This window comes from Armatimonadota bacterium (genome assembly GCA_025059775.1).
Lineage (GTDB): Bacteria > Sysuimicrobiota > Sysuimicrobiia > Sysuimicrobiales > Sysuimicrobiaceae > Sysuimicrobium.
Window position 1 is genome coordinate 76,576 of record JANXCW010000003.1, and the last position, 19,750, is coordinate 96,325.

Annotated in this window: 16 protein-coding genes; 13 read left to right on the forward strand and 3 right to left on the reverse strand. The window is 68.2% G+C overall.

The features are described 5' to 3' along the window. Positions 1–2: 2 nt before the first annotated feature. The 4 genes from N0A24_03040 (at position 3) to N0A24_03055 (ending at position 5,697) form a co-directional block, all read left to right on the forward strand. Positions 3–1,163 (forward strand): ABC transporter ATP-binding protein, encoded by a 1,161-nt coding sequence (locus tag N0A24_03040; GenBank protein MCS7172377.1) that lies wholly within the window; start codon positions 3–5, stop codon positions 1,161–1,163. A gap of 20 nt (positions 1,164–1,183) precedes the next feature. Next, a complete protein-coding gene (locus tag N0A24_03045; GenBank protein MCS7172378.1) occupies positions 1,184–2,257 on the forward strand; it encodes an extracellular solute-binding protein in 1,074 nt (357 codons plus the stop codon). 90 nt (positions 2,258–2,347) lie between these two features. Further along, positions 2,348–4,000, forward strand: coding sequence for an iron ABC transporter permease (locus N0A24_03050; protein ID MCS7172379.1), 1,653 nt, complete (start codon positions 2,348–2,350; stop codon positions 3,998–4,000). An 11-nt stretch (positions 4,001–4,011) separates the two neighbouring features. Next, positions 4,012–5,697: a thiamine pyrophosphate-binding protein gene (locus N0A24_03055; protein MCS7172380.1), complete on the forward strand. Its 1,686-nt coding sequence runs from the start codon at positions 4,012–4,014 to the stop codon at positions 5,695–5,697. A gap of 392 nt (positions 5,698–6,089) precedes the next feature. On the opposite strand, the gene N0A24_03060 is transcribed toward N0A24_03055, so the two are convergent. Together N0A24_03060 and N0A24_03065 are read right to left on the reverse strand one after the other, a co-directional pair. Next, the gene (locus tag N0A24_03060; protein ID MCS7172381.1) at positions 6,090–7,943 is read right to left on the reverse strand and encodes a phosphodiester glycosidase family protein; all 1,854 of its coding nucleotides are present in this window, start codon (positions 7,941–7,943) and stop codon (positions 6,090–6,092) included. 4 nt (positions 7,944–7,947) lie between these two features. Continuing rightward, positions 7,948–8,523, reverse strand: a complete 576-nt coding sequence (locus tag N0A24_03065; protein MCS7172382.1) for a hypothetical protein — start codon at positions 8,521–8,523, stop codon at positions 7,948–7,950. A 222-nt stretch (positions 8,524–8,745) separates the two neighbouring features. Between N0A24_03065 and N0A24_03070 the strand changes: the two genes are divergently transcribed. Further along, on the forward strand, positions 8,746–9,315 hold the full coding sequence (locus N0A24_03070) for a helix-turn-helix domain-containing protein (protein MCS7172383.1): 570 nt from the start codon (positions 8,746–8,748) through the stop codon (positions 9,313–9,315). 137 nt (positions 9,316–9,452) lie between these two features. Here the strand turns inward: N0A24_03070 and N0A24_03075 are convergent, their stop codons facing one another. After that, positions 9,453–9,947, reverse strand: coding sequence for a DUF402 domain-containing protein (locus tag N0A24_03075; GenBank protein ID MCS7172384.1), 495 nt, complete (start codon positions 9,945–9,947; stop codon positions 9,453–9,455). 142 nt (positions 9,948–10,089) lie between these two features. Here N0A24_03075 and raiA point away from each other — a divergent pair, with 142 nt between their 5' ends. From raiA to N0A24_03115, 8 genes are all read left to right on the forward strand, one after another. Then, positions 10,090–10,653, forward strand: coding sequence for a ribosome-associated translation inhibitor RaiA (gene raiA, locus N0A24_03080; protein MCS7172385.1), 564 nt, complete (start codon positions 10,090–10,092; stop codon positions 10,651–10,653). Beyond that, a complete protein-coding gene (locus tag N0A24_03085; protein MCS7172386.1) occupies positions 10,650–11,675 on the forward strand; it encodes a DUF3048 domain-containing protein in 1,026 nt (341 codons plus the stop codon). Before raiA ends, N0A24_03085 begins: the two co-directional genes overlap by 4 nt. A gap of 49 nt (positions 11,676–11,724) precedes the next feature. Further along, positions 11,725–14,388: a preprotein translocase subunit SecA gene (secA, locus tag N0A24_03090; GenBank protein MCS7172387.1), complete on the forward strand. Its 2,664-nt coding sequence runs from the start codon at positions 11,725–11,727 to the stop codon at positions 14,386–14,388. 73 nt (positions 14,389–14,461) lie between these two features. Continuing rightward, positions 14,462–15,587, forward strand: a protein-coding gene (gene prfB, locus N0A24_03095; protein ID MCS7172388.1) for a peptide chain release factor 2 whose coding sequence is annotated in 2 segments (ribosomal slippage) — positions 14,462–14,530 and positions 14,532–15,587 — 1,125 coding nt in all. Because the reading frame shifts where the segments join, the coding sequence is not laid out codon by codon here. A gap of 2 nt (positions 15,588–15,589) precedes the next feature. After that, entirely contained in the window at positions 15,590–17,608 is a 2,019-nt protein-coding gene (locus tag N0A24_03100) for a DUF5693 family protein (GenBank protein MCS7172389.1), read from the forward strand. Positions 17,609–17,611: 3 nt separating this feature from the next. Next, entirely contained in the window at positions 17,612–18,655 is a 1,044-nt protein-coding gene (gene csaB, locus N0A24_03105; protein MCS7172390.1) for a polysaccharide pyruvyl transferase CsaB, read from the forward strand. Between the two features lie 6 nt (positions 18,656–18,661). Next, positions 18,662–19,432 carry a WecB/TagA/CpsF family glycosyltransferase gene (locus N0A24_03110; GenBank protein MCS7172391.1) on the forward strand — a complete coding sequence of 257 codons (771 nt, stop codon included), beginning with the start codon at positions 18,662–18,664 and terminating at the stop codon, positions 19,430–19,432. A 4-nt stretch (positions 19,433–19,436) separates the two neighbouring features. Beyond that, complete coding sequence (locus N0A24_03115) at positions 19,437–19,739, forward strand: stage V sporulation protein S (protein MCS7172392.1); 303 nt, start codon at positions 19,437–19,439, stop codon at positions 19,737–19,739. Positions 19,740–19,750 lie beyond the last annotated feature (11 nt).

Sequence of the window (19,750 nt, forward strand, 5' to 3'; positions counted from 1 at the left end):
GCATGCAGGTGGAGGCCGCGGGGAGCCGGATCTCGCACGGGAGGCCGGAAGGGAGCCCGGAGCAGGCGCAGATTCGGCTAGAAAGTGTGACCCGGAGGTTTGGGAGCGTGACCGCGGTGGACCGGGTCAGCCTGTCGGTGGCCAAGGGGGAGTTCGTGACCCTGCTGGGCCCGAGCGGCTGCGGGAAGACCACCACCTTGCGCATCATGGCGGGACTGGAGGAGGCGGACGAGGGTCGGGTATACATCGGGGGCCGGCTGGTGAGCGATCCCCAGACGGGGATCTTCGTGCCGCCTGAGCGGCGGTCCGTGGGGATGGTGTTCCAGTCGTACGCGGTGTGGCCGCACATGACGGTGTTCGGAAACGTGGCTTTCCCCCTCCGGATCCGCCGATGGCCCGCGGAGGCCATCCGGCGGCGGGTCCTGGAGGTCCTGCAGCTCGTGGGGCTCCACCACCTGGCGGATCGTCCGGCCACCACCCTCAGCGGCGGCCAACAGCAGCGGGTGGCCATCGCCCGGGCCATCGTGTACGAGCCGGAAGTCCTGCTCATGGACGAACCCCTCAGCAACCTGGACGCGAAGCTGCGGGAGGAGATGCGCAACGAGCTCCGGGCCCTGCAGCGCCGGTTGGGGATGACCACCGTGTACGTCACCCACGATCAGGAGGAAGCCATGGTGCTCTCGGACCGCGTGGTGGTGATGCACGCGGGCCGGGTGCTCCAGGTGGGCACTCCGGAGGAGATCTACCTGCGCCCCGCGGACGCCACGGTGGCGGAGTTCCTGGGCTCTCCTACGTTGCTGGACGCCACCGTGCGACGGAGTGAGAAAAACTCGGATGGGGCCCTGGTGGAGGTGGAGGGAGTAGGGTGGCACGGTTGGTGCAGGGCCCGGGAACCGCTTCCCGCGGGCACCCGGGTAAAGGTATGCGTGCGGAGCGAGGATCTCCTGGTGCACCGGACCCCGGATCCGATCGCTCCAGGAGGGGTGGTGTGGCGCGGGCAGGTGGAGCAGAGCCGTTTCCGGGGCCAGTCCCGGCTCCTGGTGGTTCGCGGCGAGGCGGGCGTGTTCCGGGTGGAGGTTCCCAGGACCGAGCGGTTCGAGGAAGGGGAGCCTGTGTGGGTGGTCGCCCAGGCGGACCGTCTCCTGGCGTTTCCACAACGATAGGGCGAGACAGGAGGTGGAGGATGCGGGCAAGATCAGGAAGGGGCATCCGGCCCGTAGGGGCGGTGTTCCTGCTTGGGATTGCCGTCTGCCTGACGGGAGGACTTACAGGCTGGAGCGCTCCCGCCAGGGACTGGGCATCCGTGGTGGAGGCGGCCAAGCGGGAAGGCCAGCTCGTGCTCTACGATGGCCACGGGGGTGCCATCCCCACCATCCAGTTCGCCGCGGAACGTTTCCAGCGGAGGTACGGGATCCGGGTGGAGGTAAGCGTCATGCGGGCAAGCGAGGCGGTGGAACGGGTGCGCATCGAGCAGCGGGCGGGTCGGCCCGTGGCAGACCTCGTGACCGTAGGGTCCACCACCGCCTGGCAGATGAAGAACCTGGACCGGACCCTTCAGCCCATCGGATCCCTGCCGAGCGAACGGAAGGTTTCGGCTCAGATCCGCCTGCAGATGGAGGCGTGGGGGATTGCGGACGTGATGCTCACGGAAGCCGTGCAACTCTACGGGATCCTCATCAACACGCAGCTCGTACCCCCTCAGGAGGAGCCCAGGAGCTGGATGGATCTGCTGGACCCCCGGTGGCGGGGCAAGCTCATCACGGATGACCCCCGGGCTCCCGGGGGAGGCTTCGTATTCTTCGCCGCCACGTACAGGCAGCTGGGCCGGCGCTACCACGAGGTTCTCGCCACCCAGCGGCCCTTCCTGACCCGGGCCATCGCGGAGGCCGCCAACCGCGTGGCCCGCGGGGAGTTCGCCATGATGTACCCCTTTGCCCTGGGGCTCTATCCCCGGATCCGCGAGCTTCCCAACGTGAAAGTCTCCATCCCTCGGGAGGGGGCGCCCTATGTGTTCCAGGGGGTCTCCATGCCCCAGACCGTGCGTCATCCCCACGCGGCGCGGCTGTTCGCGGAGTTCCTCCTCTCGGAGGAGGTACAACGACAGCTGGCCCGGGACTACCTCCTGCCCGCGGTGGCCGGCACGATCCTGCAGGCCCCTCCGGAGGTACGGGGTCTTATGCGGACAAGATTGTGGGACACCACGGACCCACCCCGGGCGGACGAGTTGCTGAAGGTGGCCGCGGAGATCTACCGGTAGCATGGCATGGTAGGGACCCAGGCGTGGCGCCCTGCAATCCCCGGTGTCCGAACAGCGCTCCGGCGGCAGGGGGGGGCTACCCTGCTCCTAGTGGGGCTCGGCCTCCTGGTGGTCTATCCTACCGCCTTCCTGCTCTATGGCAGCCTCTACAGCGCTCCTCCGGGAGATCCCGGGAGTTTGACCGCGCAGGGGTACCGGGCGCTAGGGTCCAGGGAGAACCTCCGGATCCTGCTGGAGACGTTTGGATTCGCGCTCGCGGGGTCCGGCGCGGGGCTCGTGCTGGGGCTTGCACTGGGGTGGGTGGTGGCGAGGACGGATGTTCCCGGTGCGGCTCTGTGGGAAGCCGCGTTCACGCTCCCGCTTTTCATCCCCCCGGTGCTGATGGCCGCGGCTTGGGGGATGCTGGCGGCCCCTCGGGCGGGTCTGCTGAACGCCGCCTACCGGGCGCTCTTCGGTGGGGAGGGCCCCTTCAACATCTACTCCGCGGGAGGTGTGGTGTGGTACCTGGTGCAGTACAGCACCGCCTTCCAGCTCAGCGTGCTCACAGGACCCCTGCGGGCCTTCGACGCCACCCTGGAGGATGCGGGGCGGGTGTGCGGCGCCTCCCGCTGGCGGACCTTCTGGCTCGTGGTCCTTCCGGTGATGTACCCCGTGGTCTCCAACGCGTTTCTGTACTCCTTCGTGCGGGGCTTTGAGTCCTTCGAGGGGCCGCTGCTCCTGGGACTCCCCGCGGGGATCCGCATGCTAGCTACGCAGATCTACGAGGTGATCCACCAGCGCCATCGCCCGGACTACTCCCTGGCCACAGCCATGGGAGTGGTGGCGCTGCTGCTCACTGCTCCCTTGGTGGGGCTTCAGTGGCAGATGCAGCGGAGAGGAAACTTCGTGAGCATCACCGGGCGCGGGTATGCTCCCAAACCCGTGCGGCTGCGCCGGTGGCGTTGGGTGGTGTGCACGGGGTGCCTCCTGTACGCCCTCCTCGTGGTGGGGCTCCCCGTGGGGCAGCTCGTCCTCGGGAGCTTTTTGCGGTTCTTCGGGCTCTACGGAGCAAACGCCTGGACCCTCCAGCACTACCAGCGGGTGTTGCACGATCCTTTCGTCCTGGGAGCCCTCCGCAACACCCTCCTGCTGGGCACGGTGGGGGCGACCCTGTCCATGCTCCTGGGTGCCGCGGTGGCGTACGTCTCCGTGCGGGGCCGGGCCGCGGGATGGATACGCGCCGGGGTGAATCTCCTCAGCTGGGTTCCCCTCCTGATGCCCGGGGTGGTGCTGGGAGTGGCGTTCCTGTGGGCATACGCGTTTCTTCCCCGCTCCATCTCCCTCTACGGCACCGTGTGGGCCTTGCTGTTCGCCTACGTGACCCTCTGCCTCCCCGTGGCCTCTCGGGTGCATGCAGGCGCCTTCGCGCAGGTGTCCGGGGAGCTGGAGGAGTGCGCCCGGGTATGCGGAGCAAACGGATGGCGGACCTTCTGGGGTGTGGTGGCGCGGCTGGTGTGGCCCTCCGTGGCGGTGGGTTGGATCCTCAGCTTCGTGCTCATCGTGCGGGAGGTGAGTGCCTCCATCATGCTGGCCGCTCCAGGGGCCCAGGTGCTCTCCGTGAGCATCGTGTACCTGTGGGGACAGGGAAGGCTGGAGGAGGTGTGTGTGGTGGCGGTGCTCATGCTCGTGCCGGTTTTCCTCGGGAGGTACTTGGTGGGGCGACTGCAGCGGGCCGAGCTGCAGCGCGGGAGCGCCGGAGGATAGGAGGTGAGGAGATGCGCGGCACGGAGACGGGGCAGGTGAGGGCTGCGTACGCCTTGCTGGGGGTTCTGCGAGCCCGGGGCGTGCGGTTCCTCTTCGGCCTGCCGGGCAGCACGGAGGCTGCGGTGCTGGATGCCCTGCGGGAGGTGCCGGACATCCGGTACGTGCTGGCCCTGCAGGAGGGGATCGCGGTGGCCATGGCGGACGGATACGCCCGGGCGAGTGGAGGTGTGAGCGTGGTGAACCTGCACACCACGGTGGGGACCCTGGGGGGCTTGAGCCTGCTGTACAACGCGTGGCGGGATCGGGTTCCCGTGGTGGTCCTGGCGTGCCACAAGGACACCCGGATCTTGGGACGCGGCGGGTTCACCACGCTTCCGGACACCACGGCCCTGGTACGTCCCCTGACGAAGTGGGCGCACCAGACCCTGAATCCGGAGCAGGTGGCGGAAGATGTGGAACGGGCCTTCCAGCAGGCCCTGGCCTGGCCTCGGGGCCCCGCGTACGTGATCGTGCCCGAGAACCTGCTCGCCGCGCCGGTCTCCGTGGATCCTCCACGTCCTGCGCCCCTTCCGTTCCCTTCCCGCCCGCACCCGGAGGCGGTACGGGAGATCGTGGGGCATCTGAGCCGGTCGGAGCGGGCCGTGCTCGTGGTGGGGACGGAGGTGGCGCGCCGGGGGGCGGTGGAGCACGCGGTGCAGCTCGCGCATGCGCTGGAACTTCCCGTCCTGTGGGAGTCGCGGCGCACCCTGCTCGAGCCCTCGTATCCCGTGGAGGATCCGCACTTCGTGGGGATCTACGATCCCAGGCACCCCGCGGTGGCGGAAGCGGAGGTACTGCTGGTGGTGGGAGCGATCCTGTTCGTGGAGTTCGCCCCCGCTCCTGCTCAGGAGGTCCCGCCTCGGGCTTTCCTCATCCATGTGCACCCCGATGCCGGGGAACTGGGCCGTCTGTATCCGCCGAATCTGGCGGTCCAGGCGGACGTGGGGCTGCTGTTGCGGGACCTGGTGGAGGCGGGGCGTTTGGAACGCTCCTCCCTGGAGGACCGCAGGGCCTCCCGGAGGAGGTGGGTGGCGGAGTTGCGGGCCCGGTGGGAAGCGCAGCGGGCGGAGCAGCGCCGCCGGGAAGCCGGGATGCGGCCCCTCACGGCGTTCCAGGTGGGCGAGGTCCTAGGCCGGGTCCTCCCCCAGGAGGCGGTGGTGGTGGAGGAAGCCGTCCGCTCATGCTGGGCGTTTCTGGCGGGATTTCCCGTGCGCTTGGGCGGGCTGTTCCGGACAGCCGGGGGGTCGCTCGGGTGGGGAGTCCCGGCGGCCCTGGGGGCGCAGATGGCACTGGGGGATCGGCCGGTGGTGGCCGTGGTAGGGGACGGAAGCCTGCACTTCACTCCTCAAGCCCTGTGGACGGGGGTCCAGCAACGCCTACCGGTGCTGGTGGTGGTTCTCAACAACCGCAAATACCTCGCGGTGGAGGTCGGGGTCCGGGAGCTCCTGAGGACCTCGGAGTCCCTCCCTGGACTTCCCGGCATCGAGCTTCCGGGCCTCGATCATGCGACCGTGGCCCGGGGATACGGCGCGGGGGGGGTTCGAGTGGAGGAGCCGGGTACCCTCGGGGATGTGGTGGGTGATGCCTTTCGGAAGGCCCGGGAGGAGGGACGGCCATACCTCGTGGACGTGCCCATCCGGGAGGAGTGGGGAAGGTAGCGAATGGCTTGCCCTTCCCCGGACGGTGAACCGGAAAAGCCCCCTGGCCACGTATCCGTCATCCGCGGAGACCGCGACCCACCGGACCGTGTAGGTTCCCGGGGCCAGACGCCGCACCCGGACCATGAGACTCCGCCGATCCAGGTCCTCCAGGTCCACGCCACCCCGGGCAACTAGGCGTCCCCGCGGATCCAGGACCTCGATCCGACTCCTGGAGGGATCTAGCTCCTCGTTGAACCAGGCGCGGACCACGGAAGGGGGAATGAAGAGCACGGCCCCATTCTGAGGGGTCGACCCCACCAATCGGGCGTGGGCGGACAGCGGGAGATGGTAGACTCCCACCAGCAGCAGGAGGAAAAGAGCTCGTCCGATTCCCTTCCTGATCGGTTCGCTCACGGGGACAGCAGCAGGAGGGCGTCGCTCACGGGGCGCTCTCCCGTCTCATCGGATGGCCGGTTCCACACCCGGCCGTGGACCACGAGGGTGGTGGAGCCGCCGCCATCGAGGTTCAAGGCTTCTACGGCACCCAACCGCCGCATCTCCGCGGCGAGCTCTGGAATGGTCATCCCCAGGCTGTGCTCGGGGGCGCGCCCGTCCACCACGAGGAGGATCACGGTACCGTCCGGATCCACCCCGATCGCGGTCCGCGGATGCCTCCGGTAGAGGAACGCCTCCGGAAACCCTTCCGGATCCGGTACCGGTTGGCCCCGTCTCAGCAGCCTCGGACCTCCGCACAGGATGTCCCGTACCTGTTGCCAGCGGGGATCTCCGGAGGAGGGCTCCGCGCGAATCCGCACGTGCACGGGATCCCCGACTCGGAGTCTGGCGAGCAACGCCCCGGGAGCCCCGTGACCGGAGAGGACAAATCCGTCAGGGGGGACCCAGGCCGGCGGCGCCTCTCGGACCTCCTGGACCATCCCCCCAGAAACCACCACCTCCACACCCCTCACCTGGACCCGGGGGGTTCCGCCGAACCGGGGGGTAAACAGCACCACCTCACCGGATCCCCGCGTGCGGTTGAGTCCTTGGATCGGGATGGTTGCCCAAGCGGTCACCGCTTCCGCCCTCCACTCCAGCGTGTCGAACACCACCTCCTGCGTGTCCGTGATCCCGAGGCACGAACGGCCGGGGAGGGGTTCGCTCGCCCATTCCCTTTGGATCATCACCCCTCCCACCGGATCTCCCTCCGGAGCGAAGTACCCGCCGTTCACCGCGGCCACGGCTCCGGATCGCTGCGCGATGGCGGAGGTTCGCTCCCGCCCCATTACCCGGTCCTGGGCAAGGGCCACCCGAAGCCTTCCGCTTCCCCTCGTGATCCGGAGGGTGGCCGTCCACTGGGGTCCGGGCAGGGAGTCGAAGTCACGCAGGGTGGAGATGACCCACGTAGGATAGCCTTCCTCCGCGAGACGGGTACGAAGGAATTCCGCCTCCACCCGGCTCCCAAACGACCCCACCCGCACCTTCGCGAGCCCGTCGAGGAGGTCCACGAAAACGGGAAGTCCCCGCTTCCGGATCTCCTGGGCCAGACGGTGAGCGTTCTGGAGGGACGCAAAAGCCCCCACCTGCACCCGCCAGACGGGCAGCGTCCGCAACGCTCCCCGTTTCTCCACCGTCAGCAGCACGCCGGGGCGAAGGAGGTGCAGTACGCGCAGACGGGTGCCGTTCTCCAGGGCCTGGAGTAGGGTCCAGATCAGGAAGGCTCCTTCCGTCCGGCTGACGTGGGCCAGGGGGCGGAACCTGCGGGAGGAGGGGTCTGGGAGGAGGGAGGGACGGCTGAGGAGGGCTACCGCTACTGCTCCTCGGTAGGAGGGAGAGATCCGATCGAGATCCTCGAACGGGAGCGGATGGTCCGCGAGGGCGGCGGCCTCCCACGCGTGTCCCAGGGCCCGCACCGTCCACAGGATCGCGTCCTGTCGGGTAAGGGGGGCGTGCGGCCGGAACAGCCCCTGCACGTTGAGGATTCCGTGAGCCAGGGCCGCGTGCACGAAGGGCGCCATCTCCCGAGGCACGTCCGGGAGCGGTGTGCGGACTCCGGAATCCAGCGGCAGGCCCTTCGCGCGCACCAGCCACCGCACGTACTCTCCCCGCAGCACGGGGCGGAGGTGCTTCTCCTCGGCGGATTCCAGAATCCCGCGCTCCGCGAGGAGGGCCAGAGGATCCCCGGTCCGGAGGGATTTCTCCGTCGGCCCCGGGAAGGAACCCGTCCCAAGCGCAATGGCCAACGCGAGCGCCACGGGAATCCGCATCAGGCTAACGGAGCTCCAGGGACTCTACGCGAAGTTCAAGTTCCTCGAGTACAACGCGGAGTTCGTAGTGGCCTATGGGAACCTGGGAGAAGGCGAACTGCCCGAGGTCGTCCAGGGGAGCCGAGAAGGAGAACGAGGCCGAGGAGAGGATCACCTCTCCTCGAGGAGGGGTCCTGTACCCTCCGAGGATTCCGAACACGGATCTGCAAGCGGGATCTCGGGGGTCTCCGGCCACCTCCAGGGTGAGCGTGTATCCCTCTTCCGCGTATGCGGCTCGGGAGGGGGACGTTTCTCCCCGGAAGGCGAAGGCAGGGGGAAGGGAGGGGATCGGGCGAAGCAGAAGGATTCGACGCCCGAGCTGGGGGACGCCCGTTGCCAACAGAGCGTCCAGCCACCGGAGCTCCTCCCGGCAGTAGGGGCAGACGGTCAGGTGGTCCGGGATCTCCGGAGCCTCAAGGAGGCCGAGACGCCACTCCCCCAACCGCTCCGGGGGAGGGCAGTGGAGACGGTACAGCCGTCGGTGGAGGGTGTCCTCCAGGGGATCCGGGGGGTGGGCAGGTTGCGCCGGACGCTCCGACATAAATCCCCCAATCGAGACAAATGGTTTTCGATTGCCTATTCGAACTCAATGAGCGGGATCCTGCGAACCTGGCAAGGAAGTTGCTGGAATTCCGACAGCGGATCTGGAAAACATTTGATCGCATTATTGCACGGTTTAACCGTGCAAATTTCTCGGTCTAATTCGATGTACTGTCAGGTAAAGTTAGCCATTTTGATAGAATAGATCGTGAGGAGGGGATGGATGGGCCGGCTGGTGGCGGAGGTTCTGCGCACGTTCGGATTACGGGTTTACGAGGCCCGCACGGCCGCGGGGCTCTCGCAGCGGGCGCTGGCGAGGCTGCTGGGCTTGCGGAGCGCGGTAGCGGTGGGAGACTGGGAACGGGGTAAGGCCTTCCCCAAGTTCCTCACCTTCCTTCGCTTGTGTGAGGTCCTCAACCGGCCCCCGGCGTATTTTCTGGAGGGCTATACGGAAGCCCCCGCTCAGGAGGGGACCGTGGAGGCGCTGGAGCGCCTGGAGGCGAAGCTGCACCAGCGTCATCTGGAGCTCCTCCACCGGCTGGAGCAGTTGCCCGCGGAAATCAGTGGGTGCATACCTCCCGACGAAATCCTCTCCTTCCTGCAGAAGATGGACTTCGAGCGGGATGTGCTCCCACACCTCCCCCTCGACCTCCGCGCCGCCCTTCGGGCCCGGAAGCTTCCCCCCGAATTCGAGGAGGCCGCTTACAGCATCGCCCGCAACGCCGCCTGGCATGCCTGGGAGGTGACCCGTGAGGAGGTTCGGGATTGGGTCCGGAAGCGGAGAAGGGTCTGAAAACCGTCAGCGGCTGCGCTTCCAAAGTGACCTCGGTCGGTTCCCCGGCCTCGACCCCTCTGGATCGCTTGCCGCTGACGGTTTTCTTTTACCACGGATTTAAAGCAAAAAGCAATGGGGAACATATGTTCCCCATCTCACCAGGCCCCCCTCTCTGCGGCGGAGAGCAGGCGGTGGGTGGCGGCGGTCACCTCCTTCACGATGGAGGGCCAGCGAGCAAGGATCTCCGCAAGCGCCTGCTGCGCCTGGACCCTCAGGGTTTCCGGGAGGGATCCCATCTCCTCCTCGTCCAGCACCTTCGGCTGTGCATTGGGCAGAACAAGCACGTCGGCTGCCAGGTCGAGCCAGGCGATCCGATCCGCCTCCAGCCGTACCTCCCCGCTCAGATTGATGTACCACCCCAGGGTTTCCCCGTGCGGTGTGACCCAGTGGTACACGTTGTACGGACGGTCCACCCAGAAATGGCCATAGGTGACCGTGCCGGGATCCAAGGATAGGTCGTCCACCCGCCAGGGGTGCGTGATCACGTAACGGAGCACCACGCGGTCTGCGTCCCGGAGGAGGAGTTCGCACGGGAACACCTCCTCGCGGCCGTCCGGTCGCCGTTTGATCTCCAGGAACAGGACCCCCATGGCGCCGATCCCAGGGTCCCTTCGACGTCTCCTGCTCGAACTCCTAGTACAATGGGGGTACCCGGAACGGTCTTGGGGCCTTTGGGGAACCCCGGGGCTTACCGGAGACGGCAGGGAAGGGATTCCTGAGCGGGAGTGCACGATGAACATCGTCCTCACGGCCAAGAACGTGACGCTCAACGAGCATCTGCGCCAGTATGCAACGAAGAAAATCGAACGGCTGGCCCGGTTCTTTGACCACGTTCAGGAGGCAAAGGTGGTCCTCCGGACCAGCCGGGATCGCAACCAGGGACGCGAATCCCTCGTGGAGGTCACGGTGTACGGAGACGGTTTTGTGCTGCGGGGGGAGGAGGCCGCGCCGGACTTCTTCGCGGCCGTGGACCTGGTGTCCGAAAAACTGGAGCGGCAGATCCAGAAGGTACGGGACCGCTGGATCCACAAGCGCCGTCTGGACGAGGCCCGCCGGCGGCGCCAGGAGGAGGTGGAGGCGGAGGAGGCGCGAAGGGCCGAGGAGTTCCCGGAACCCCTTCCGCAGATCGTGCGCCGCAAGCAGCTCACCACCAAACCCATGACGGAAGAGGAGGCCACCGTCCAGATGGAGCTGCTGGGCCACAGCTTCTTCGTGTACCGGGACGCGGACACGGGACACGTTCGGGTGCTGTACCGTCGGCGGGACGGGCAGCTGGGCCTCCTCGAGGTGGAATGAGGCGGGTGGCGTGGGCCTGCGCATGGGCCGCGCTCCTCGCGGGGTGCGCGGTCCGGCCCGATCTCTCCCGCCTGCCTCCCCTGCGCCTGCGGGCGCCGGGGGATATGGTCCGGCAGGTGAAGCCGGGCTACACCCTCTCCGGGAGTCTAGTGACCGCCTGTGCCCCCACCCACGACGGACGGCTGGTGGGGGTGGTCGTGGACAACGACCCGCGCGCCCGGCCGCAGAGCGGACTGAGCTTCGCGTGCCTCCTCTACGAGATCCCTACGGAGGCTCGGATTCCCCGCTTCCTCGCGGTGTTCAACGGCCAGGAACCGGCCCGTGTGGGACCCGTGCGCAGCGTGCGGCCCGCGTTCCTGGAGATCGCCCAGGAGCTGGATGCCGTGGTGGCCCACGCAGGGCAGAGCCTCCCCGCCTTCCAGTGGATCCGCGCCCACCGTTACCCCGTGGTCAACGAGTTCTGGACTCCGCAGCCATTCTGGCGCAGCCGGGACCGGCGCATGCCCCACAACCTCTACGGAGCCGTTCCCCGGATCCGGGAGGTCATGCGGCGTCGGGGCTATGACCGTCCTCCCGTGCTTCCGCGGCCCGCTGCCCTCACCTACACGGAGCCTTACGGTCCCGCCGCGGGTCACATCCGGATCGGGGTTATGAAGGGGTTCCAGGCCGAGTTCGTCTACCAGGACGGCCGCTACCTCCGGACCACCGCGGGCCGGCCACATCTCGATGCCCTCACCGGGGCGCCGGTGTGGGCTCGGGCCGTGTTGGTCCAGTTCGTCACGTGGCGGGGGGGGCGGTCGGGGAGGGTGGACGTCTCGGAAGTCGGGGTGGTGGGACAGGGGAGGGCCCTGATCTTTGCCTACGGACGCGCGGTGGAGGGTCGATGGGAGAGAGCCTCCGAGGAAACTCCTACGGCGTTCACGGATTCCCAGGGCCGGGGCCTGTTGCTCCCGTCCGGCCCTCTCTGGGTGGTCCTTGTACCCCTCGGCACTCCGGTCACGTACGTCCCGAGAGGGCTCTGACGGAACCCCCGGCCTCATCCGGCGGTTTATACTGAAAGGGAGTGAGCCCATGCTGAAGACTCTGGCGAGGCTGTTCGGGCGGGGAGAGGACGCGGCGGTGCGCCGCTACCTGCCTGCGGTGCAACGCATCAACGGGCTGGAACCGGAGTTCGAGCGCCTCTCGGACGAGGCCCTGCGGGCCAAGACGGAGGAGTTCCGGACCCGCCTGCGCTCCGGCGAGACCCTGGATGATCTCCTCCCCGAGGCCTTTGCCGCGGTGCGGGAGGCCAGCAAGCGCACCCTCGGGCTCAGACACTTTGACGTCCAGCTCATCGGCGGCATCGTGCTGCACGAGGGCAAGGTGGCGGAGATGAAAACGGGGGAAGGGAAGACCCTGGTGGCCACCCTGCCCGTCTACCTCAACGCGCTTTTAGGCCGCGGGGTGCACGTGGTCACCGTCAACGACTACCTGAGCCGCCGGGACGCGGGCTGGATGGGGCCCATCTACCATACCCTGGGGCTGCGGGTGGCGGCCATTGCGCATGAGTTCAGTGGCCTCTACGATCCCGCCTACCAGGACCCCAAGCCCCATGCGGACGACCGCCTGAACCACTTCCGTCCCATCTCCCGACGGGAGGCCTACCTGGCGGACGTCACCTACGGTACCAACAACGAGTTCGGATTCGACTACCTCCGGGACAACATGGCCCTGCGTCCAGAGGACATCGTGCAGCGGGAGCTCTACTACGCCATCGTGGACGAGGTGGACTTCATCCTCATCGACGAGGCCCGTACCCCCCTCATCATCTCCGGGCAGTTGGAGGAATCCACCCGCAAGTACTACGAGTTTGCACGCTTGGTGCGTCGACTGCGCCTCGGTGAGGACTACACCGTGGACGAGAAGCTGAAGACCGCCACCCTCACGGAAGCGGGGATTCGGAAGGTGGAGCAGATGCTGGGGGTGGACAACCTCACAGACCCGGAGCACCTGGACCTCATGCATCACGTCCACCAGGCCCTGCGGGCCCATGCCTGCTACAAGCGGGACGTGGACTACGTGGTGAAGGATGGCCAGGTGATCATCGTGGACGAGTTCACGGGCCGGCTCATGTTCGGCCGGCGGTACGCGGATGGACTGCACCAGGCCATCGAGGCCAAGGAGGGCGTGCGGATCGAGCGGGAGACCCAGACCCTAGCTACCATCACCCTCCAGAACTACTTCCGCATGTACGAGAAGCTGGCGGGCATGACGGGGACCGCGAAGACGGAGGAGGAGGAGCTCCGAAAGATCTACGGTCTCGAGGTGGTGGTGATCCCTACCCACAAGCCCATGATCCGAGTGGATCTCCCGGACCTGGTGTTCAAGACGGAGGCGGCCAAGTGGCGGGCCGTGGTGCAGGAGATCAAGGAGTGCTACCAGAAGGGCCGTCCCGTGCTGGTGGGGACCCGGTCCATCGAGAAGAGCGAAATGCTGTCCCGGATGCTGCGTCAGGAGGGGGTTCCGCACCAGGTGCTCAACGCCAAGTACCACGAGAGGGAGGCGGAGATCATCGCCCAGGCCGGACGCCTGGGAGCCGTCACCATCGCCACCAATATGGCGGGCCGCGGGGTGGACATCCTCCTCGGCGGCAATCCCCCGGATCCGGAGGAAGCAGAGAAGGTCCGGCAGCTCGGGGGGCTGCACGTGATCGGCACGGAGCGACACGAGGCCCGGCGCATCGACAACCAGCTGCGAGGGCGCTCCGGCCGCCAGGGGGATCCCGGCAGCAGCCGGTTCTATGTCTCCGCGGAGGACGAGCTCCTGCGCCTGTTCGGAGGCGAACGCATCGCGGCCATCATGGATCGGTTCCGCATCGACGAGGATACCCCTATCGAGAGCCCGTTGCTTACCCGACAGATTGAGGCGGCGCAGAAGCGGGTGGAGCAGTATCACTTCGACATCCGCAAGCACCTTCTGGAGTACGACGATGTGATGAACGTGCAGCGGCAGACCCTCTACCGGGAGCGCCGCAAGGTGCTCTTCGGCGAGAACCTCCGAGAGAACGTGCTGGACATGATGGAGCGGGTCGTGGCGGAGGTGGTGGAGACCTACTGCCCCGCCTCCCTTCCCCGCGAGGAGTGGGATCTGGAGGGCATGCTCCAGGAGCTGGAGCAGCTGGCACCTGTTCCGGAGATCCTGGCCATTTCCCTCCAGGACCTGGCGGGCCGTTCCCGGGAGGAGACTCAGGAGATCCTCACCACAGCCGTGCTCCGGGCCTATGAAGCCAAGGAGGAGGCGGTGGGCCCGGAGGTGATGCGGGAGGTGGAGCGGATAGTACTCCTCTCCCACATCGATCGCAAGTGGATAGACCACCTGTATGCCATGGACGAGTTGCGGGAGGGGATCGGGCTAAGGGCCTACGGACAGGTAAGCCCGCTGGTGGAGTACCAGCGGGAGGCGTACGAGATGTTCCAGCAGATGCTGCGGGCCATCCAATCCGACACCGTCCGGGACCTCCTCCGGGTGCGGGTGGAGCGCGAGATCCCCCGCGTCCTCCGACCCGTGGCCCGCATTACTGCCCAGGCGGGTCCGGACGCGGACCGCATCCTGGGAGCCCTCCCGGCCTCCACCGACCGCGCGGCGACTCCCCCCAAGCCCCAGCCTGTGGTGGTGGGGGCCAAGGTGGGGCGCAACGACCCCTGCCCCTGCGGCAGCGGTAAGAAATACAAGAAGTGCTGCGGCCGGGAATCCTGATCCCCTCCCACCGGTTTGCGGTTTTGCGGGGATTCCGCAGCGGATACCATGATCGCGGAGAGGTGAGGGAAGGATGACGTATGCTACCCTGGACGAACTGCGGGCCCAGGTAGGTGAGGACCTGGCGCGACTCCGGGAGATCAGGGGGCACCTTTGACCTGGATCGCATCCGGCGCCGCATCCAGGAGCTGGAGGAGGCAGCTGCCCGCCCCGAGGTGTGGTCGGATCCGGAGCGGGCCCGGGAGGTAGGCCGGGAGCTGGGGCGCCTCCGCGCGCAGCTGGTGGCCTTCGAGGCGCTGGAACGGGGGCTCCTGGACCTGGAGGAGCTGCTGATCCGGGGGCCGGAGGATCCTGAGGAGCTCGGGCTTTTATGGGAGGAGGCCCAGACCCTACACGCCCGGCTGGAGCGGCTGGAGATCGAGACCCTGCTCTCCGGTGAGCACGATCCCTCCAACGCCATCCTCTCCATCCACGCGGGCGCGGGAGGGACGGACTCCCAGGACTGGGCGGAGATGCTCCTCCGGATGTACCTGCGGTGGGCTGTCTCCAAGGGGTACGAGGCAGAGGTGGTGGACCTCTCCTTGGGCGAGGAGGCGGGGATTAAGAGCGCCACGGTGATGGTGCGGGGGCCGTATGCCTACGGGTACCTGAAGGCGGAACGGGGGACCCATCGCCTGGTGCGCATCTCGCCCTTTGACGCGGCCCACCGGCGTCACACCTCCTTCGCCCTGGTGGAGGTTCTCCCAGAGGTGGAGCCCGTGACGGTGGACATTCGGCCGGAGGATTTGCGGATAGAGACCTTCCGGTCCCGGGGGGCCGGCGGGCAGAACGTGAACAAGGTGGAGACCGCGGTCCGCATTACGCACCTGCCCACGGGGATCGTGGTGCAGTGTCAGAACGAGCGCAGCCAGCACGCCAACCGGGAGACCGCCCTTCGCCTCCTCGCCGCCCGCCTATACGAGCACTACCGACGGGAGCAGGAGAGGAAATTGCAGCAGCTGCGGGGGGAACACCGCGATGCCTCCTGGGGGAACCAGATCCGTTCATACGTCCTCCATCCATATACCCTCGTGAAGGACCACCGGACGGGCGTGGAGACGGGGAACGTGCAGGCGGTGCTCGAGGGCGAGCTGGATCCCTTCATCTACGCCTACCTGCGGGCTCAGGCGGCCACAGACCGGGTTCGGGCAAGAGGATAGGGGTGCGGCTTCTTCCCCCCTTGATCCTCCTGGGTCTTTTCGCCTCCCTCGCGGTAGTCTGGGAGCGCCACGGGGTGGAAGCTCCCTACCGCACCGTGGAGCTCGTCCTCGACAGCGAGGGCTGGCGGCTCGTGGCCAGGCGGGAGGGCCTGGAGGAGGAGGGGTTCTGGCGGACGCTGCGGGAGGCGGGAGCCACCAGCGTGGCGGTGTACGAGCAGACCCTGCGGCGCCTGGAGGATGCGGGGTTGGTGGCGGTCCTCGATGGCCCGGAACTGCTGGCGCAGGCGCGGACCGGCCGCCTCTCTGCGGCTCTCTCCGCCCTGACGCGTCGGCCGGACCTCCTCCGGTCCGTATACGTACTGCCACTTCGACCCGACGTGGCCACCCTGGTGGAGCAGGGCTTTCGGAACGCCCTGGGAGCCCACCGGATCCGCCTCGTGCTCCGGAATCCCCTCGTGTACGAGCTCCTCGGGTGGCGCAAGGATCTGGAGGAGGTCGGCCTCGGGTTCCTTCCCTGGGAGGTCCGGCGATGGGAGCGGCGGGGGTTCTGGGTGGTCCTGCGGCCCCGGAACGTGCGGACCCTGGATGCGGAACGCCTGCGGGAACGGGTCCGGGCATACGGAACGCTGGGACATGGTCTCACCCTGATCTTCGAGGGGGTGGAGGTTCTCGGGTACGAACACCTGATCCCTCAGGCGGCCGCGGTCCTCCGGGAGATCGGCGCGGTCTACGGACGGGTGGAGGTCCTCACCGCGGCGCGCCGGATGCGGGGAGAGCAGAGCCTGGCGGTCCGGATGATGCCTCGGGTGGTGCGGGTGTTCAGCATCGGACAGGACGAACTAGATCGCATGAACCCTCCGGCGGCCCGGGAGCGGTTCCTGCGGGCGGCCCGGGAGCGCAACCTCCGGATCCTCTACATTCGGCCGTTCCAGTCTGTGCCCGGAGGCGTGGATCCCGTGGCGTACAACCTCCACTACCTCCGATCCCTCGTCGCCGACCTGCAGACCGCCGGTTTCCAGCGCGGACGGGCGGCTCCGCTTCCGATGCTGCGGCTTCCGCGCCCCGTGCTGTACGCCGCGGGGTTAGGGGCCGTAGCGGCGGGTGTGCTCTCGCTCGTCCTCCTCGTCGGGAGGACTTGCTCTCCCCTCGGAGCGGTGGTCCTGGTGGGCGCGGGATGGGTTGGACTTTTGGGGCTGGGTATGGTCTCCGAGCTGTGGGCGCGCAAGCTCACGGCCCTCCTGAGTGCCGTGGTCATCCCCCCCCTCGCGATCCACGCAGGTCTACCCCGGGGCGGACCGCGGGCGGTCTCCGGAGGTCGGGTGCTGCTGGAGGCCGTGGGCCGGCTGTGGCTTATCTCCCTGGGATCCACCGCGGGGGGATTCCTGGTGGCCGCGCTGCTCACGGACTGGCCCTTCCTGCTGGCCTTCGAGGTCTTCTTCGGGGTGAAGGCGGCCACCGTCCTCCCCCTCGTCCTGATCCTGCTGTTGGAGCTCTCGGAGCCGACAACCGCCGACCCTCCGTGGCGGAGGCTGTGGCGGGCCATGGACCGGCCCCTCTCCCTTCGAACAGCCCTGATCCTGGTGGTGCTGGGATCCGCGGGCTTGCTGTTGGTGCTGCGTACCGGCAACGTGAGCCTGCCCATGCTCGATCTGGAGGAGCGACTGCGTACGGCGTTGGAGACGGCCATGGGAGCCCGGCCCCGCACGAAAGAGTACCTGGTGGGCCACCCCGCCCTGCTGCTCGGCGTTGCCGCGTATCTCGTGGGTATGCGGCGATGGGGCCTCCCCCTGGTCGTGGTGGGAGCCGTCGGGCAGGCGGGACTCGTGAACTCCTTCGCCCACCTCCACACCCCCATCCTCTATACCCTCTGGCGCACCGCCAACGGTCTGCTGCTGGGAACCGTGATCGGGGTGGCGGTCTGGGTAGTGGCGTGGTTCCTCCTCCGGCCCCGGGGGCTCCTTCCCGCCCCCGGGCATCCTGTGCTGGTGCAGGCCGCGATTCGCGAACAGCTCCCTCCCTAGCCCATGCGGGCGGTGGTCCTGGGCTACTATGGCTTCGGCAACGTAGGAGACGAGGCGGTGCTGTGGGCCATGCGCCAGCACCTGCGGGAGGTTCTTCCGAACCTCCGGCTCTGTGTGCTCTCCGCGGACCCTGAGGCCACATCCGCCCTGCACGGCACGGAGAGCGTCCTGCGCACGGATCCCAAAGGGGTGCGGCGGGCCATGCGGGAAAGTGTGGTGGTCCTGAGCGGCGGAGGTAGCCTCTTCCAGGACGCCACCAGCTGGCGGAGCCCACTCTACTACGCCTGGCTGCACGAGCTCGCCGCCAGGGAACGCAGGCCCCTGGTGGTGTACGCGCAGGGCATAGGCCCCCTCCGGCGGCGCCTCAGTCGGTGGACGACCCGACGGGCCATGGGACACGCCGCGCGCCTCACGGTGCGGGATGCCCCAAGCGCCCGACTCCTCAGACACCTCGGCGTGCGGGACCCCGTCGAGGTAGTCTGCGATCCCGTCCTCGGGTTGCCGACTCCCGGGCCCGGAGAGGGCTCCCCGTGGATCGGCGTCTCCCTCCGTCCCTGGCCGGGGGTATCCCTAGATCCCATCGTCGAGGCCATCGCGAGGCTTCAGGACGAGGTCGGAATTCCGGTACGGGTGGTGTGCTTCCACGAAAGCATGGATCGGGGGCTGAACGAAGTCCTGGCCCGCCGGGTGCGGGCCGAGGACCTCGTGGTGGTGCGCTCGCCCCAGGAGGCTTGGCGGGTCTTCTGCGGCGCGGGTCTCGTGGTGGCCATGCGGCTCCATGCCCTCCTCTTCGCGGCCCTGGCAGGGGCCGTTCCCGTGGGTATTGCGTACGATCCGAAGGTTCAGGCCCTGGCGGACCAGCTCCCCGGCTTGGAGGTGGTTTCCCTGGAGGAACTCTCCCGCGGCCTGTGGGGGGCCGTGGAGCGCGCGTGGCGGGATCGGGAGTCCAGAGTGGAGCAGCTGCGGAAGGCGGTTCCCCCGCTTTCAGCCCGGGCCCGGCTCCCCGCCCGGGCCGTCGCCGCCTTGTTGGGGGGTGTACCCCTCTAGGGACGGATGGGCGGACGGGTGTGGGTCCTGGGAGTTCCCTTCGACCCTGTAGATCTGGAGGGTGCGGTGGCGGCGTGCATCCGCATGGTGGCCGACGGGCGGCCGCACCTGGCGGTCACCGCCAATCCCGAGGCGGTGGTCCGGGCCCAGGACGATCCGGAGTTTGCGGAGATACTCCGGAGGGCGGATCTCGTGGTCGCGGATGGAATCGGCGTGGTGTGGGCGTCCCGGAGGCTGGGGCAGCCGCTGCCCATGCGGGTCCCCGGCATCGAGCTCATGGAGGCCCTCTGCGCCCACGCGGCGCGCGCAGGGCTGAGGGTGTTCCTGCTGGGCGGAGCCGAGGGAGTGGCAGAGCAGGCAGCCCGCACCCTCCTCCGAAATCACCCCGGCCTGCGGATTGCGGGCACCCACCACGGGTACTTCCCGGACGACGGACCGGTGGTCGAGCGGATCGCGGAGAGCCGCGCGGACCTGCTGTTCGTGGGGATGGGGATGCCCCGGCAGGAGAAGTGGTTGAGCCGCCACCTTCCCGAGCTCGGGGTACGGCTGGCCATGGGGGTGGGCGGGAGCCTGGATGTGCTCGCGGGCCGGGTCCGCCGGGCACCGGGCTTTGTACAGCGGGTGCACCTGGAGTGGCTGTACCGCCTCCTGCAGGAACCCCGCCGGTGGCGCCGCCAACTCGCCCTGGTGCGTTTCGTGTGGCTGGTCCTCCGGAGGGGAGAGGAGAAGCCAGGGGGAAGGCGGAATACAAACACGCGACAGGACACGCGGGGGTGAGTCGGTGCCGGAGGTGCTGAAGGTCTCTGCGGAGTCAAACCCGAAGGCGGTGGCCGGAGCCATCGCGGCGATCCTGCGGGAGCACGGATCCGTGGAGCTGCAGGCGATCGGAGCCGGTGCCGTGAACCAAGCGGTGAAGGCCATCGCCATCGCACGGGGGTTCGTGGCGCCCAACGGCCTGGAGATCGTGGTGGTCCCCGCCTTCACCAAGGTCCTCATCAACGGCGAGGAGCGGACCGCCATCCGGTTCCTGGTGGAGGCGCGGCGGTCGGGCCGGGCGAGCGCACCCCCGTCGGACCGCGCCTAAGAGCCGCCACG